The organism is Nonomuraea sp. NPDC049750 (assembly GCF_040659625.1).
Taxonomy (GTDB): domain Bacteria; phylum Actinomycetota; class Actinomycetes; order Streptosporangiales; family Streptosporangiaceae; genus Nonomuraea.
On the sequence record NZ_JBFANB010000002.1, the window covers coordinates 398970 to 414103 of the forward strand.

Below are 15134 nucleotides of genomic sequence, written 5' to 3' on the forward strand. Positions count from 1 at the left end.
AGAAAAGCCCAGGCGCTCGCCAGGATGTGTTGGTAGATCATGTCTTGGGAGCTGGCGGGGCGCCGGTGCCCGGTCTGTACGCGGCTGGCGAGGTCATCGGCGGTCTGTTCCGGCCAGATAGCCGGACAGCCTTCCAACGGAGCACCCTCGCGCTGCGGCCTATGGGACGGGTCCACGCTGGGACTGCTCCCCAGCCGGCGCGCCGAAATTCAGGGGAAGGCGAAGGCGGTCTTCGGACAACAACGGGTGACCGATGTCCCGCCGACCTTAAGGCTTTGAATGAATGAGTCACATGCATGAATGAGCCGCACCTGGCCGATCCCCGGGACGTTGCCTCACCGCCGCAGGACGACGCCGTGGTGATCGAACGGTCCTAGGACGAGGCGTACTCGGGCCTGGTTGCCCTCGGCGGCGATCGTGGCCCTGCTGGGAGAGTTCGGCGTGACCCCTGGCGCCGCCCGCACGTCCATCAGCAGGCTGGCCCGTGGGGGGGTTCTGGAGGGAAGTCGGCAGGGGCGGTACGGCTACGCTCCGCTGTACGACGGGATGTGGATCTCGCCGGACCCCCATCGCCGGAAGAGCGAGCGGAGCCGGCGGCCGTGGCGCGCTCGGTGCGGTGACGGGTGTTCCGCGCGCAGCACCTGGAACTGGAGGCGGAGGCTGACCGCAGCCCGGTTGAGGCCTGGGACCTGGCGGCCATCGCGAAGGAGTATGAAACATTCACCGGCCACTGGGGCCCGCTGGTGCCCCGGATAGCTGCCGGCGCGGTGACCGATGCCACGGCGGTACGGGCCCGTACCGAGGTCATGGACGTCTGCCGCCGCTTCCCGGTGCTCGACCCGGTGCTGCCTGTTGTCCTTATGCCGCCAGAGTGGCCGCGCAGACGTGCCCGGCACCTATTTGTCCAGGTCCACGACGGTCTCCTGCGGCCTGGGCAGGACCACGTCCGTGCCGTGGTGGCCGGCGTCGCGGACGGATATCGCCCCGAAATCCAGGCGCACACGGTCGCGGATATGGCCGCTGGGATTCGTCACGCCGCGAACCGGTCCCTCCGCACCACGTCGTCCATGCCGGCCGTCGTCATCTATGCCGGCGGCCGTCGGTCGCATCGACCGTTGACACCTAATCGCACCGCAGTAACACTTCTCGACGCACATCGCCGTGTCTCCACGCCGGCCCCGACGCCGAGCACGCTGATGCCTTCAGCAGCCGTAGCCGGGCCCGGGGGTGGATCGAATTCCTTCACAGGTCCCACGCCAGGAGTGAGCATGTGGATGCAAAGGCGTACCTTCCTGAGACTGAGCGCCGCCAGAGCGGCGGCCGCCGGCGGCATGTCCCTGCTCGGCTCCTGGCAGGCGATCGTCGCTCAGGCCGGTGCCCTGGCAGCGCCGCCGACGGCGGGAGCGGCCGCTGGTGGCAGGTCGACCTGGGAAGCGCGGTGGCGCTGAGCGGCACGGAGGTGCGCTGGGAGCTCGCGCGCAGCTACCGCTACCAGGTGTCAGTGTCCGCTGACGGCGTCACCTAGGCGCGGGTGGCAGACCGTACGGCGAGCACGGCCACCGCGCAGGTGCAGAGCGACGCTTGGCCAGGCTCGTCCTGCAGGGCGTGCGTGAACTGAACCTGCCTCCAGTCCCCTACCTGCGATAGCCATCCGGCCTACCTTCGGGAGCTCGAATCATGCACTTACGCAGCGCATTGCTGTCCGCTGCCGTCGCGGTGACGGTGGCCGCCGCCGGTGTCGTCATGGCCACGGGAGCCGCCGCGGCCACGACCCGCTACGAGGCGGAGAGCGCGTCGGCCACGTGTGATGGTGTCATCGAGTCCAACCACGCGGGCTTCTCCGGCAGCGGATTCTGCAACGCCAACAACGCAGTCGGCGCGGCGGCGCAGTTCACCGTGAACGCGCCCGCCGCCGGGACGGCCACCATCGCCATCCGGTACGCCAACGGCGCCACCGCCAACCGTCCCGCCGACGTGCTGGTCAACGGAACAGTCGCGCACGCGGCCAGCGCGTTCGACCCCACCGGTGCCTGGACCACCTGGGTCACCAAGACGCTGACGGTCACGCTGAACTCCGGCGACAACACCATCCGGCTGAGCCCCACCACGGTCGACGGCCTGCCCAACGTGGACTACCTGGAGACCGGCCAGGACAGCCCGAATCCGAACCCGACCGGCCGCCAGATGGAGGACCTCAACCGCGGCCTGATCAGCGTGCGCTCGGGCAGCGGCAACCTGGTGTCCTGGAGGCTGCTCGGCACCGAGAGCCCGAGCACCGGGTTCAACCTCTACCGTGGCTCGACCAAACTGAACTCCTCGCCGCTCACCGGTGGCACCAACTACCTGGACAACGGAGCGTCGGCCGATGCCTCCTACACTGTCCGCGCGGTCGTGGACGGCGTGGAGCAGGGCGCGTCCGAGCCGTCATTGCGCTTCACCGGCGGTAATTACCTGGACGTGCCGATCTCCCGTCCGGGCGGCAACTACACGGCCGGGGACGCGAGCGTCGGTGACGTCGACGGAGACGGCCAGTACGAGATCTTCCTCAAGTGGGATCCGAGCGACCAGAAGGACAACTCCCAGTCCGGAGTCACCAGCAACGTCTATATCGACGCCTACCGGCTCAACGGCCAGCGGTTGTGGCGCATCAACCTGGGTCGCAACATCCGGGCCGGTGCGCACTACACGCAGTTCCAGGTGTACGACTACGACGGGGACGGCCGGGCCGAGCTGGCGGTCAAGACCGGCGACGGCACCGTGTCCGGCAGCGGGCAGGTGATCGGCAACGCGAATGCCGACTACCGCAACGGCGACGGCTACATCCTCACCGGGCCGGAGTACCTGACCGTGTTCAACGGGCTCACCGGCGCGGCCATGTCCACGGTGAACTTCGAGCCGGCCCGCGGCAACGTCAGCGACTGGGGCGACAGCTACGGCAACCGCGTCGACCGGTTCCTGGCCGGAACGGCCTACCTGGACGGCCGGCGCCCCAGCATCGTCATGGGCCGCGGCTACTACGCCAAGAGCACGATCGCGGCCTGGGATTTCCGCGATGGCCAGCTCACCCTGCGCTGGAAGTTCGACTCCAGCAACGCCGGCAGCCAATGGACCGGCCGCGGCACCCACGCGCTGTCCATCGCCGACGTCGACGGCAACGGCACCGACGAGATCATCTACGGCGGCATGACCATCAACGCCAACGGCACCGGCCGCTACACCACCAGCTTCTACGCCCACGGCGACGCCCTGCACGTGGGCGACTTCGTGCCCAGCCGTACCGGCAAGGAGATCTGGCAGATCCACGAGCAGAGCTCCGGCGCCGCCGCCACACTGCGTGACGCCGGCAACGGCTCGATCATCATGCAGAAGAACAACACCTGCGGCTGCGAGGGCCCGGCCCGTGGCGTGGCCGACGACATCTACGCGGGAAACCCCGGCGGCGAGTTCTGGGGGGCGGGTACCGGCCTGACCAACCTGTTCAACGCCTCCGGCAGCAGCGTCGGGCGCACGCCCAGCAGCTACAACTTCCTCGCCTGGTGGGACGCCGACCCGGTGAGGGAACTGCTGGACGGCAACCACGTCGACAAGTACGGCACCAGCGGCGACACCCGCCTGCTCACCGGCTCCGGCGCGCACTCCATCAACGGCACCAAGTCCACCCCGTCACTGTCCGGCGACCTGTTCGGCGACTGGCGCGAGGAGATCATCCTGCCCCGCGACGACAACGCCGCCCTGCGCGTCTACGCCACCACCATCCCGACCGACCGGCGGATCTACACACTGCTGCACGACGCCCAGTACCGCGTCGCCATCGCCTGGCAGAACACCGCCTACAACCAGCCGCCGCACCCGAGCTTCTTCCTCGGTGACGGCATGAGCACCCCGCCGAAACCCGACATCTACGTCCGCTGAACGCCCAGCGGCCTGGCGGCCCGGCACCACCGGGCCGCCAGACCGTGACCTGCGCCGATGGCGAGTCGTCGTCAGCATGCCCTCACCCCCAGGAGCCTTGATGAAATGGGTGCCGAAGATCTCATTACTCACGGCGATGACGGCGGCACTGGCCGGCGCTCTCATCGCGTCCGCGACAGGCGCGCACGCCGCGACGACCCGGTACGAGGTGGAGTCCGGGCCTGCCGTGTGCGGCGGCGCCATAGCCTCCAACCACCCCGGCTACTCCGGTAGCGGTTTCTGCGATACCACCAACGCCGTCGGCAGCGCCGTGCAGTTCACCGTCAGCACACCGACCGCGGGCACCGCCACTCTGGCCATCCGCTACGCCAACGGCACCACAACGAACCGGCCGGCGGACATCAGCGTCAACGGAACGACGGTGCGGTCCGGGCTCAGCTTCGAGGGCACTGGCGCGTGGGACGTCTGGGCGACCATGAGCCTGCCGGTGCAGCTGAACGCGGGAACCGCCACCGTACGGCTCGCCGCGACCACCGCCGGCGGACTCGGGAACATCGATTATGTCGAGGTCGCGACAGGCGCCGGGGACGGCTCGCCCACCGATCCGAACATCCGTTTCATCGGCCGCTGGGACACCCGCAACAGCACCGCCTACGTCCCGGGCTGGGCCGGGGCCTACCTCAAGACCGGGTTCACCGGCACCACCGTCAAGCTGAAGCAGCGCAACACCATCGACCTCTACTACAGCATCGACGGCGGCCCCGACGTCTACCTGCAAGGCGGGCAGGGCACGGTGAACCTGACTCCGACACCGCTGGCGGCGGGCAACCACAGCCTGCGCGTGTCCTACCGCGTAGTGGCCGGCTCCTACCATGGGGACGCGGTCTTCCAGGGGCTGGTGCTCGACCTGGGCGCGCGCACACTCCCCGCCGAACCATCCCGCGGCATGGTGGAGTTCGTCGGGGACTCTATCACCGTCGGCACCACCACCTCGAAGAACGCGCTCACCGCGTACGGCTGGCTGGTCGGTGAGCAGCTCGGCCTGGACCACATGCAGGTCGCCCAGGGCGGCGCCTGCCTGGTGAGCACCGCCGACGGCTGCGTCGGCCTGGACCAGCGCTTCGTGAAGGTGAGCGCCGCCGACGGGGCGGCCGACTACGACTTCACCCGATACCAGGCGGGCGTGGTCGTGATCAACCTGGGCACCAACGACGTCGGCCACGGGGTGTCCACGACCCAGTTCCAAAGCTCCTATGTCGGGCTGCTGCACACAATCCGTGGCAAGTACCCGAACGCCGCGATCCTGGCCCTGAAGACCTTCCGGGGGCGGTATGTCCCGCAGACCCAGGCCGCGGTGCAGACCGTCAACGACGCCGGTGATCGAAACGTCTTCTTCATCAACACGGACGGCTGGGTGCCCCAGGACGGCCTCTCCGACGCCGTCCACCCCAACGATCTCGGGCACCGCGCGATCGCGGCGAAGCTGGCGCCGATCGTGGCCGCCCACCTCGCCCCGGCCCTTCAGCCCATCGGTAACACGCACCGCGAGATTGGGGCAACACCGTGACAAACCACCCGCATCCCCTCCGCCGAATCCTGCTCAGCGTTCTGAGCGCGCTGGCCCTGGTACCGGTAGTCGCCCTCGCGAGCGCCCAACCGGCCAGCGCCGACACCAGCCAGTTCAGGGGGGTGAACTGGGCCGTACCCGGCGACAACTTCGTCAGAGGCCCGCTCGTCCTCGATGGGCTGACCCAATCCGACAGCTACGCGACCGTCCAGGCCAAGGCGGACGCCATCTACAACGGGTTCGAGAGCCAGCTCGGCGTCAACACCGTGCGGTTACCGGTCAACACCCACACCGTCGGTTCGTCGTGGTGGAACGCCTACCGCGGTACCATCGACGCCGCTACCGCCAGGGGGTTCAAAGTAATCCTCGCCTACTGGGAGGACGCCGCGGCCTCAGGCGGCCGGATAACCGACATGGCCGCCTTCAACGCGATGTGGAACACCGTGACCGCCCAGTACGGCTCCAACGACCTGGTCTACTTCGAGCCGATGAATGAACCCCACGGCTACAGCGCCTCCGAGTGGACCAACCTCGCCGCCTCGTGGATCAACGCCCGCTCGTCCATTCCGAGGGGCCGGATCCTCGTGGGCGGCACCGGTTACAGCCAGGACGTCAGGCCGGTATGTGCCGACAACCGCCTCAGCGGAACGCTGCTGTCCTATCACCACTACGCCTTCTTCTACGGCGAGAAGGACTATGCCGGCTGGGTCCAGAGCTTCCGCGAGCGGCTGGGCACCTGCGCCTCCCGCGCGGTCACGACCGAGTTCGGCGCTCAGATGGACCTCGGCCTCAATTACAACGACGCGAGCAGCACCAACAACTTCGTCCGCTACTTCCGCGCGGACACCGATTCCATGCGGGACCTGCACATGGGTTCTGTCTACTGGCCGGCGCTCGGGGGAAAGAACAGCGGGAACGGCTACGACCATTACTCCATGTTCGCGCTCCAAGGCAGCGGCACCAACCTGACCTTGAGCATCCGCAACGCCACCGGCGCCGCGCACCTCAGGTACGGCTGGGGCGACGGTGGGACTGGCACTCCCGGAATGGTCACCCTCACGGCATCGAGCTCGGGCAAGTGCGTCGACGTCGTCAGCGCGTCCACGGCGGACGGGGCCGAGATCGCCCAATACGGCTGCAACGGCGGCAGCAACCAACGGTGGGAGTTCCGCGACCTTGGCACCGGCTACTACCAGATCGTCGCCGGGCACTCCGGCAAATGCCTCGATGTGGATGCGGCCTCGACCGCCAACAACGCCAGGATCATCCAGTGGACCTGCGGCAGCGGGCAGAACCAGCAATGGCAGGTACAGGACGCCGGCAGCGGCCGGGTGCGACTGCTCGCACGCCACTCCGGCAAATGCCTTGACGTCCCAAGCAACTCCACCGCCGACGGCACCCGCCTGATCCAGTACACCTGCGGCAGCGGGCAGAACCAGCAGTTCACGCGGAACGCTGCATAAGCTCAATAACGCCCAGCGGCGCGCCGTTGGGCGTCGGACGGGGGCGAGGCCGTTTCGGCGTCCGCGAACGACCAGCCGTAGAACCGCAGGTAATCTGGCGTCTCCTCGCCAGGCGCCGCCTTCAGCAGCTCGTTGGCCCGCTCCATGTCGGCGTCCGGCCGACCGCCCGCGAGTCCACAGCCCTGGTTCCCCGTGTACGCCGGGGATTCTGTCGGTGGCGCCCGCTACCTTGCTGTCCGAACACCTGTGCGATAGGAGGGTGGCATGATTGCCGCTGAGCAATTCGAGCGTGCTGCTGTTCTGGGGGTCGCCGTGGCGGAGGAGATGCGGCGGTTGCTGAGGCTCCACGCGGTGCCGGCCGAGGCGGCGGGTGACGGCACCGTCCTGGTCGACGTGCCCTATCCCGATGCGGCCGTGGTGGTGGCCGTGCTCGATGTGGCCGCCGACTGTTTTGGCGAACGCGGCGGCTCGGTCGAGGAGATCCGCCAGGCCGCGCTGGAGACGGTCTTACAACTGGCAGGCTTTGATGACGAGTCCCAGCTCAACCACATGGAGGTCACGGGTCCGGGCGGACGAGACCGCGGCGGTACGCGTACGTGACGGCCTGCGCGCGGTCTCTCAGACGGGCCTTGGCGAAGAGGTTGTTGATGTGGGTCTTGACGGTGGCCTCGCTGATGAAGAGGCGGGTGGCGATCTCGCTGTTCGACAAGCCGTCGGCGATGAGCCGCAGCACGTCGACCTCGCGTGGCGTCAGGCCGTCGCGTGCGCCGGCGAGCGCTTCGTCGCCGGTGCTCGTAGCCGTGTCCGCGCTGCCGGGAGTGCGCCGTTCGATTGTCGCGTCCGGCCTGCCAGGGGACGGCAGGGGAGGCTGCCGGAGAGCGGCGGGGCTATCGGCGAGGTCAGGCTGTGCGTCCGGGTCGGGATCAGGTCGCCCACCAGGGGGTCGGCCTCCATCGGGAGCGGTCATGGCATCGAGGAGGCGGCGTTGGACGGTGGGGTCGAGCTGGGCGTTACCGCGTACGACGGTGGCGATGGCCGTGGCGATCTCGTCCGAGTCGGCGCTCTTGGTGAGGAAGCCGCGTGCCCCCGCTCTGAGCGCGGCGAAGACCGACTCGTCGTCCGCATACGTGGTGAGCACCACCACCTGGGTGTCCGGGTGCTCGGTGCGGATGCGGCGGGTGGCCTCGACGCCGTCCATGCGCGGCATCCGGAGGTCCATCAGCGCCACGTCGGGCCGCTGCTCCACGACCAGGCGGAGCGCCGCCTCACCGTCCCCCGCCGAGCCGACCACCTCGATCCCCGGCAGGAGGCCGAGCAGCAGGACCAACCCCTCACGGACGACCGACTGGTCATCGACGACCACGACCCTGACGCTCATGATCTGGTCACTGCCCACGGGAGGAGGTTAGCCGGACCGTTGGTCGCGTGGGGGCATGAGGGGTCCACAGATGGACGCGGAAGCCGCGGGAAGTGAGGGGGGGTCGAGCGGGGATCCGTGAGCGGATGCGGGGTCGTTGGTCGTGAGGGGAGTCATGACGGGACTCGCAGGTGGACTCGGAAACCGTCGCTCGTCTCGCCCGCTGACAGGGTGCCGCCGAGAAGTTCGGCTCGTTCGCGCATGCCCACGAGGCCATATCCTCCCCCAGGTGTGCCTCGCTCGGCTCCGGCGGGGTTGGTGATGCGGAGGTCGCATGAGCCGGGCTCGTACACCAGTCTGATCGTGGCCGGAGAGCCGGGAGCGTGGCGCCGTACATTCGTCAGGGCCTCCTGGGCGGTGCGCAGCAGGGCGAGCTCCGTCTCCGGGGGCAGGCGGTGTTCCGTGCCTGAGACGTGCAGCGTGCACGCCCGGTCGGTGGTCGCCTGGAACTCCTCCGCCAGCGTCCGAAGCGCCTGCGGAAGGGCGGGCGAATCTTCGCGCAGGGCCGAGACCGCACGCCGGGCCTCTTCGAGCCCGGATTTGGCCAGGTCGCGTGCGCGGACGACGCGGTCGAGCGCTTCGTCGGTCTTGTCGGCGCGGAGCAGGAGCTTGGCGCCCTCCAGGTGTACGAGTTGCGCCGACAGCGAGTGGGCGAGGATGTCGTGAATCTCTCTGGCGATCCGTGCCCTTTCGGCGAGTACGGCCTCGCGGGCCTCGGCGGCTCTGGCCGCCCGGCGTTCCTTGACCGAGTACGCCACCAAGAACACCAGGCAGGCACTGAGGATGAGGCTGAGATCGCGACCCAGCCGCCCATAGATCGCCCCCTCCACGAGCAGCCCGCCGACGGCCAGAACGCCGATGGGCACCGAGTGGCGCAGCGGCAGCCGGACCGCCGCTATGCCAAGGCAGTACAGCAGTACGGCGAGCGCCGGACCGCCGTCGACCACCGCGTCGAGGATGATCGCGAGAACGACCGACAAGCCGAGCGCGATTGCCATGACCGGCGCCCGGGACGTGATCGCCGCGATGGGAGGTCGGGCCGCGACTGCTCTGACGGACTGGCGGGCCGCGATCGTGATGCGGGACGCACGGGAGGTGATCGCTCTGACCAGTACGCCGAACGCGGCTCCCTTTCGCGACACACCGAAGGGCTCGGACGGGCGTGACTCCACGTGGTCCAGCGGTGGTCGGGGCATCACTTGGTCCTGAGGTGGTCGGGCCGCGACTGGAAGAGCCGGTCGAGCTTGCCCGCGTCGAGGCCGAGCAGGACCGCGCCCTCGCCGCTGAGCCGGATTGGGCCGCGGCGGCGGTGAGGGATGCGGGGACTTGTGGTCCTGTCGGAGTGTGGACGTCTTGCGGGTCAGGGGGAGTTGGACGACGAGCAGCATGATCACTATGGCCGAGGTCAGTGTGGTGACCGTCAAGCTGGTGCCGGTCAAACCAAGCGTGGGCTTGGCCCGTATCTGTGCCCATACGAACACCACGATCGCCCCCAACCGCAGGACGAAGGGGACGATCTTTGACGGGTCAGGCATCACTCCACGAAATTATCCGCCCGCACGGTCGTACCGGAAAGGGCGCGGCCGCGACGGGCGACGAGCAGGGCCTGGGCGCCGATGGTAAGGCCGACGAAGAACAGGATGCCGGAGGTCGAGACGCCCAGGCCGAGGGCGGTGCCGGCGAAGTACAGGCCCACGCGGCTCGCGACCGAGGCCAGCCAGGCCAGAAGAGTCAAGGGGGTGGCTTTCGACCAGGTCACCCCGGCCTCGTCCATCCAGACGCGTACGGTCGCGGCTCGGACGGCACCGAAGACCACGGCGGCGATGGCCTCCACGGCCACGAGTGCCAGGCTCAGGGCAAGCTGGGTGGTGTCGATGAGGCCACCGGTGAGCAGGCCCAGCGCGACCAGGGCGGCCGAGACGTAGACGATGCCGTTTCTGGCGGTGGGGCGGGTCATCATCTGCCGGTAGACGACGAAGATGACGACGGCGGGGATGAGCAGTGCGCTCAGCAGGGGATCCATGGGTCTGACGGTAGGGAGGAGCGGTGTGGCGGCGGATCGGACTGGGGGTTGAGTCCTGGATCTCCACCCTGGGGTGGAGAGCAATGGGCGGTGGATCGGTCGTCGTTTCCGGCCTATCACGGGGATCGGGAGCTGATGCGCCGACTGCCGGCCGTGCCGGGCTACGCCCCCGATGGCACCGGATCGCGGAACGGGTCCTCAAAGACGCTCCATAAGCTCCGTCCGACTCGTGGCATCCGTGACCCCTGGCGGATGCGCGGCGTTCGTGAGCTCGGCTCGATTCGCGGCATCCGTGGCATCCGTGGCCTCTGACGGGCAGGCGGTATCCGGGCGCGACGCGAGCACGGACGGCAGCTGCGGCGCGAGGCGAGGGTGCGGACTGCGGGTCAGATGCGAAGGCGGTGTGCGGCGCGGCGGGAAGCACGCCCGCACACCACGATCAACCGCACCTTACGAGCAGCGTTGTGATCACCGCAGCACTGAGTACAGGGCCGATGTCAGCGAGGCGCGCGAGTCGTCCTGGTCGATTGACCACATCATCGACCCGCCCAGCCCCTTGAGCCGGATGTAGGCCGCCTTCTGCAGCATGACCGCCGGATCGTCGTACGACCAGAACTCGTTCCCGTCATACAGCCACAACGTCCCCGTACGCAGGTCCCGGTACCGCTTGCCGGGCTTGGTCGCCAGGTCCTTGTAGTCCTCCGTCCCCGGACCCCACTTGCCCGGTGCGGGGCCGGTGGCGGGCTTGTACAGGCCGTCGCCGCCGGCGGTCACCCCGGTCCAGCCCTGGCCGTACGCGGGGACGCCGACCACGATCTTGCTCGCGGGCGCGCCGCGTGACAGGTAGTCGCGTACGGTCTGGTCGACGCTGTACCGGATCGGGTTGGGGTCGCGGCGGTCCGTCAGCAGGTTGCCGTTGTGGCCCGTCTGGGGCTCCCAGTTGCCCCGCAGGTCGTATCCCTGGACCGTGGCGAAGTCGAGCTGCCTGAACACCTGCCGCACCTCGTACCCGGCGTCGATCTTGGCGGCGGCGGCCGGGAGGAAGGCCGTCAGCTGCGTCGACGTGGAGAACGCCCGCAGCCGCGACCGCAGCTCCGCCGCGAAGAGGGTGAAGTTCCGCTTGTCCTCGGGTCTGATGACGTTCCCATCGGCACCGGACGAACCGGGCCACTCCCAGTCGAGATCGATGCCGTCGAACACGCCGGCCCCCGTGCCCGCCGCCAGTCCCGGCAGGTCACCGCGCAGCCACAGGTCGACGCACGACTGCGCCAGCTTCGCCCGGGACTCGGGGGTGAGGACGGCGTCGGAGAAGTAGCGGGACCCGGTCCAGCCGCCCAGCGAGATCAGCACCTTCAGTCCCGGGTGCTTGGCTTTGAGCTTGCGCAGCTGGTTGAGGTTGCCGTTCAGGGCCTGTCCGGGCGCGTCGGCGACGGCGTCCACGCTCTGCTCGGCCGGTACGGGGCGCTGCCAGTCCGCCCAGGGATCGGCCGAGTAGCAGGTCCCCTCGGCGTTGACGAAGCCGAAGGCGTAGTTGAGGTGGGTCAGCTTGGCGGCGGCGCCGCTGGCCTCGACGTCCTTGACGTGGTAGTTGCGGCCGTAGACGCCCCACTGGATGAAGTAGGCGACGCGTTTGAAGCCGGTATGGGCCTCGGCGGGCACCGCGACCGCTGAGAGACCGAGGAGGAGCGAGAGCGCGATCAGGATCTTCGTCTTCACCAGGCGATCCCCAATTAGGAAACTTTCCTATAAGTTTCACGGATCGTAGAGCCGCTGGATCAGGCAGTCAATGGCAACGGGCACACTGGAGTCGTGCCATCCACCTTGCCTGACGGCGACCCCGCGCCCCCGTCCGGCGACCTGCCCGAGAGCGCGCTGCGCGGTCTCGGCGAGCGTCCGTTCGGCTTCTACGTGCACGTCCCGTTCTGTGTGACGCGCTGCGGCTACTGCGACTTCAACACCTACACCGCCGCCGAGCTGGGCCCCGGTGCCTCGCACCGCGACTACGCCGACACGGCCATCGAGGAGGTACGGCTGGCACGACGCGTCCTCGGTGACGTGGAGCTTCCGGTCGAGACCGTGTTCTTCGGGGGCGGCACGCCCACCCTCCTGCCTGCGGAAGACCTGGGCCGGATCCTCGGCGCGATCGACGCGGAGTTCGGGCTCAAGGCGGGCGCCGAGGTGACCACGGAGGCCAATCCCGAGTCGGTCGACCCGGCCTACCTCGGCAGGCTGCTGGACGGCGGCTTCAACCGGGTCAGCTTCGGCATGCAGAGCGCCAGGGAGCATGTGCTCAAGGTGCTCGACCGGCAGCACACGCCCGGCCGGGCGGCGCAGGCCGTACACGAGGCCAAGAAGGCCGGTTTCGAGCACGTCAACCTGGACCTGATCTACAGCACGCCGGGCGAGTCCGACGACGACTGGCGGGCGTCGCTGGAGGCGGCGATCGCCGCCGAGCCCGACCACGTCTCCGCCTACTCGCTGATCGTGGAGGACGGCACGCGGCTGGCCGCCAGGATCAGGCGCGGCGAGCTGCCGATGCCCGACGACGACGTGGCCGCCGACCGCTACCAGATCGCCGACGCGCTGCTGGCGGAGGCGGGCCTGCGCTGGTACGAGGTGTCCAACTGGGCCACGGACGACGACGCGCGGTGCCGGCACAACCTGCTCTACTGGACCGGTGGCGACTGGTGGGCGGTCGGCCCCGGCGCGCACAGCCACGTGGGCGGCACCCGCTGGTGGAACGTCAAGCATCCGGCCGCCTACGCGCAGCGCCTGGCCGCGGGCACTTCGCCCGCGCACGCGCGCGAAGTGCTCGCCGACGACGACCGCGACGCCGAGCGGCTGATGCTGGAGCTCCGGCTGGCCTCCGGCTATCCGGTCGCCGATGTGGCTCCGGGCGCGCGTACGGCCGTCGCGGTGGCGCTGGGCGACGGCCTGCTGGAGCCGGAGCCGTTCAAGGTGGGGCGGCTGGTGCTCACCCTGCGCGGCCGGCTCCTGGCCGATGCCTTGGTACGCGATCTGCTCGGCTGAACATTGCCCTGGTACGGGATCTGCTCAGCCGACTCTGGTACGCGATCGGCTCAGCTGACCATGCGGATGGCGATCGGGTAGCGGTAGTTCTCGCCCTTGTTGGCGGCGACGGCGGCCTGGATGTGGAAGATCAGCGACACGATCCAGATGATGGGGAACAGGATGATCCCGATCAGGACGACCGTCAGCAGGCCCGCGACGACGTAGCCGATGAACATCGTGATCTGGAAGTTCAGCGCCTCGGCCGACTGGTCGCGGACATAGGGTGACTCGTCCCGCTTCATCAGGTAGATGATCAGTGGGCCAATCCAGGAGACGAGCAGGCCGAGCAGGTGGGCCAGCATGGCCATCGTGGTGTCGTCGCTGCCCGGCCGCGGACCGTAGACGCCGGGGACGTGTGGCGGACGCTGCTGCGGGGCCGCGTAGCCGTAGCCGGGCTGCGGCGTGGGCGGCTGCCCGTAACCGTAACCGGGCGACTGGCCGTAGCCGCCGGAACCAGGCTGTCCGTAGGCACCAGAACCAGGCTGCCCATAGCCACCGGATCCAGGCTGCCCGTAACCGTAACCAGGTTGCGGCCCCGACCCAGGACCGCCCTGAGGCCCGGAACCGTACCCGGGCGTCGGACCGGGGCCAGGCTGGCCGCCGTACCCAGGCGCGGGACCGGAGCCGGGCTGAGCTCCGTATCCGGGCTGGTCGCCATATTCAGGCGCGGGACCCGATCCGGGCTGGCCGCCATATTCGGGCGCGGGACCAGATCCAGGCTGGCCGCCATACCCAGGCGTCGGACCCGATCCGGGCTGGGCGCCGTACTCCGGTTGCTGAGGGGTTTCGGGGTTGATGTCCGACTGCGAGATGCGCCGCGTCGCATCATCGTCCGGCGGCGGCTGCGGGGGATCCTGGCTCATGGTGCCTCCGTAACGAAGTCGATCAGTTCCTCGACCCGGCCGAGCAGCTCGGGCTCCAGGTCCGTGAATGCCGAGACGGCGCCGAGGATCCGCCGCCACGCGTCGGCCGGCTCCATCCGCCAGCCGAGGGCGGCGATCACGCCCTCCTTCCACGGCACCCCGCGCGGCACGTCCGGCCAGGCCGGGATCCGCAGCACGGAGGGCTTGACCGCCTGCCAGATGTCCACGTAGGGATGGCCCACGACGAGCACGTGGGGTGAGGTCACCTGAGCGGCGATCCGGCTCTCCTTGGAGCCCGGTACGAGATGGTCTACCAGCACGCCCAGCCTACGCTCCGGCGACGGGCCGAACTCGGCGACGATCGCGGGCAGGTCGTCCACGCCCTCCAGGTACTCGACCACGACGCCCTCCACCCGGAGGTCGTGGCCCCAGATCTTCTCCACGAGGGCGGCGTCGTGCACGCCTTCCACGTAGATGCGGCTCTCCTTGGCCACCCTGGCCCGCAGGCCCTCGACGGCTATCGAGCCGGACGCGCTCCGCCTGGGGCTCGACACCCCCGGGGCGGCCGGCCGTACGAGCGTCACGACCTTGCCGTCCAGCAGGAACGCGGCGGGCGCGAACGGGAACAGGCGGCGCTTGCCGAAGCGGTCCTCCAGCGTGACGGCCTCCTTGTCGCAGGCCACCACGGCGCCGCAGAAGCCGCTCTCGGCGTCCTCCACGACCAGATCGAGTTCGGCGGGCACCTGTGGGATCTTGCCCTTGCCCGGCCGCCGCCAATTTCCCGCTAGAACATCGCCGTCGTACACACGGGGACCGT

General features: G+C 69.1%; 16 protein-coding genes and 1 pseudogene. 8 read left to right on the forward strand and 9 right to left on the reverse strand.

What is annotated here, in order from left to right; translation table 11 throughout:
• Window positions 1-335 precede the first annotated feature (335 nt).
• The gene (locus AB0J16_RS07060; protein ID WP_358536162.1) at window positions 336-470 is read right to left on the reverse strand and encodes a hypothetical protein; all 135 of its coding nucleotides are present in this window, start codon (window positions 468-470) and stop codon (window positions 336-338) included.
• Here AB0J16_RS07060 and AB0J16_RS07065 point away from each other — a divergent pair.
• Together AB0J16_RS07065 and AB0J16_RS07070 are read left to right on the forward strand one after the other, a co-directional pair.
• Window positions 442-756, forward strand: coding sequence for a hypothetical protein (locus AB0J16_RS07065; RefSeq protein ID WP_358536141.1), 315 nt, complete (start codon window positions 442-444; stop codon window positions 754-756). The two genes, AB0J16_RS07060 and AB0J16_RS07065, sit on opposite strands and share 29 nt — an antisense overlap.
• Window positions 744-890 (forward strand): annotated as a pseudogene (locus AB0J16_RS07070) (PaaX family transcriptional regulator C-terminal domain-containing protein); the annotation flags it as partial. The gene AB0J16_RS07065 and the pseudogene AB0J16_RS07070, both read left to right, overlap by 13 nt.
• Before the next feature lie 6 nt (window positions 891-896).
• On the opposite strand, the gene AB0J16_RS07075 reads toward AB0J16_RS07070, so the two are convergent.
• Window positions 897-1034: a hypothetical protein gene (locus tag AB0J16_RS07075; RefSeq protein WP_358536164.1), complete on the reverse strand. Its 138-nt coding sequence runs from the start codon at window positions 1032-1034 to the stop codon at window positions 897-899.
• Between the two features lie 234 nt (window positions 1035-1268).
• On the opposite strand from AB0J16_RS07075, the gene AB0J16_RS07080 reads away from it, so the two are divergent.
• The 4 genes from AB0J16_RS07080 (at window position 1269) to AB0J16_RS07095 (ending at window position 6942) form a co-directional block, all read left to right on the forward strand.
• Window positions 1269-1448 carry a hypothetical protein gene (locus AB0J16_RS07080; RefSeq protein WP_358536166.1) on the forward strand — a complete coding sequence of 60 codons (180 nt, stop codon included), beginning with the start codon at window positions 1269-1271 and terminating at the stop codon, window positions 1446-1448.
• 229 nt (window positions 1449-1677) lie between these two features.
• Window positions 1678-3912, forward strand: coding sequence for a carbohydrate-binding protein (locus tag AB0J16_RS07085; RefSeq protein ID WP_358535514.1), 2235 nt, complete (start codon window positions 1678-1680; stop codon window positions 3910-3912).
• Between the two features lie 100 nt (window positions 3913-4012).
• Window positions 4013-5479, forward strand: a complete 1467-nt coding sequence (locus tag AB0J16_RS07090) for a GDSL-type esterase/lipase family protein (protein ID WP_358535516.1) — start codon at window positions 4013-4015, stop codon at window positions 5477-5479.
• Entirely contained in the window at window positions 5476-6942 is a 1467-nt protein-coding gene (locus tag AB0J16_RS07095) for an RICIN domain-containing protein (protein ID WP_358535518.1), read from the forward strand. The genes AB0J16_RS07090 and AB0J16_RS07095 overlap by 4 nt, the downstream gene beginning before the upstream one ends.
• Before the next feature lie 2 nt (window positions 6943-6944).
• On the opposite strand, the gene AB0J16_RS07100 is transcribed toward AB0J16_RS07095, so the two are convergent.
• Window positions 6945-7088 (reverse strand): hypothetical protein, encoded by a 144-nt coding sequence (locus tag AB0J16_RS07100; RefSeq protein ID WP_358535520.1) that lies wholly within the window; start codon window positions 7086-7088, stop codon window positions 6945-6947.
• Between the two features lie 118 nt (window positions 7089-7206).
• Between AB0J16_RS07100 and AB0J16_RS07105 the strand changes: the two genes are divergently transcribed.
• Window positions 7207-7542 (forward strand): hypothetical protein, encoded by a 336-nt coding sequence (locus tag AB0J16_RS07105; RefSeq protein WP_358535522.1) that lies wholly within the window; start codon window positions 7207-7209, stop codon window positions 7540-7542.
• Here AB0J16_RS07105 and AB0J16_RS07110 read toward each other — a convergent pair.
• The 4 genes from AB0J16_RS07110 to AB0J16_RS07125 all read right to left on the reverse strand — a co-directional run bounded on the left by AB0J16_RS07110 (window position 7499) and on the right by AB0J16_RS07125 (window position 12098).
• Window positions 7499-8338 carry a response regulator transcription factor gene (locus AB0J16_RS07110; RefSeq protein ID WP_358535524.1) on the reverse strand — a complete coding sequence of 280 codons (840 nt, stop codon included), beginning with the start codon at window positions 8336-8338 and terminating at the stop codon, window positions 7499-7501. The two genes, AB0J16_RS07105 and AB0J16_RS07110, sit on opposite strands and share 44 nt — an antisense overlap.
• Before the next feature lie 134 nt (window positions 8339-8472).
• Window positions 8473-9555 carry a sensor histidine kinase gene (locus AB0J16_RS07115; RefSeq protein WP_358535526.1) on the reverse strand — a complete coding sequence of 361 codons (1083 nt, stop codon included), beginning with the start codon at window positions 9553-9555 and terminating at the stop codon, window positions 8473-8475.
• A gap of 338 nt (window positions 9556-9893) precedes the next feature.
• Window positions 9894-10382, reverse strand: coding sequence for a hypothetical protein (locus tag AB0J16_RS07120; protein ID WP_358535528.1), 489 nt, complete (start codon window positions 10380-10382; stop codon window positions 9894-9896).
• 468 nt (window positions 10383-10850) lie between these two features.
• On the reverse strand, window positions 10851-12098 hold the full coding sequence (locus AB0J16_RS07125) for a glycoside hydrolase family 18 protein (protein WP_358535530.1): 1248 nt from the start codon (window positions 12096-12098) through the stop codon (window positions 10851-10853).
• Window positions 12099-12191: 93 nt separating this feature from the next.
• On the opposite strand from AB0J16_RS07125, the gene hemW reads away from it, so the two are divergent.
• Window positions 12192-13412: a radical SAM family heme chaperone HemW gene (gene hemW, locus AB0J16_RS07130; RefSeq protein WP_358535532.1), complete on the forward strand. Its 1221-nt coding sequence runs from the start codon at window positions 12192-12194 to the stop codon at window positions 13410-13412.
• A 50-nt stretch (window positions 13413-13462) separates the two neighbouring features.
• Here the strand turns inward: hemW and AB0J16_RS07135 are convergent, their stop codons facing one another.
• Both AB0J16_RS07135 and AB0J16_RS07140 read right to left on the reverse strand, forming a co-directional pair.
• Window positions 13463-14317: a DUF4870 domain-containing protein gene (locus AB0J16_RS07135; protein WP_358535534.1), complete on the reverse strand. Its 855-nt coding sequence runs from the start codon at window positions 14315-14317 to the stop codon at window positions 13463-13465.
• Window positions 14314-15123 carry a DUF3097 domain-containing protein gene (locus tag AB0J16_RS07140; RefSeq protein WP_357947231.1) on the reverse strand — a complete coding sequence of 270 codons (810 nt, stop codon included), beginning with the start codon at window positions 15121-15123 and terminating at the stop codon, window positions 14314-14316. Before AB0J16_RS07140 ends, AB0J16_RS07135 begins: the two co-directional genes overlap by 4 nt.
• Window positions 15124-15134: the final 11 nt, after the last annotated feature.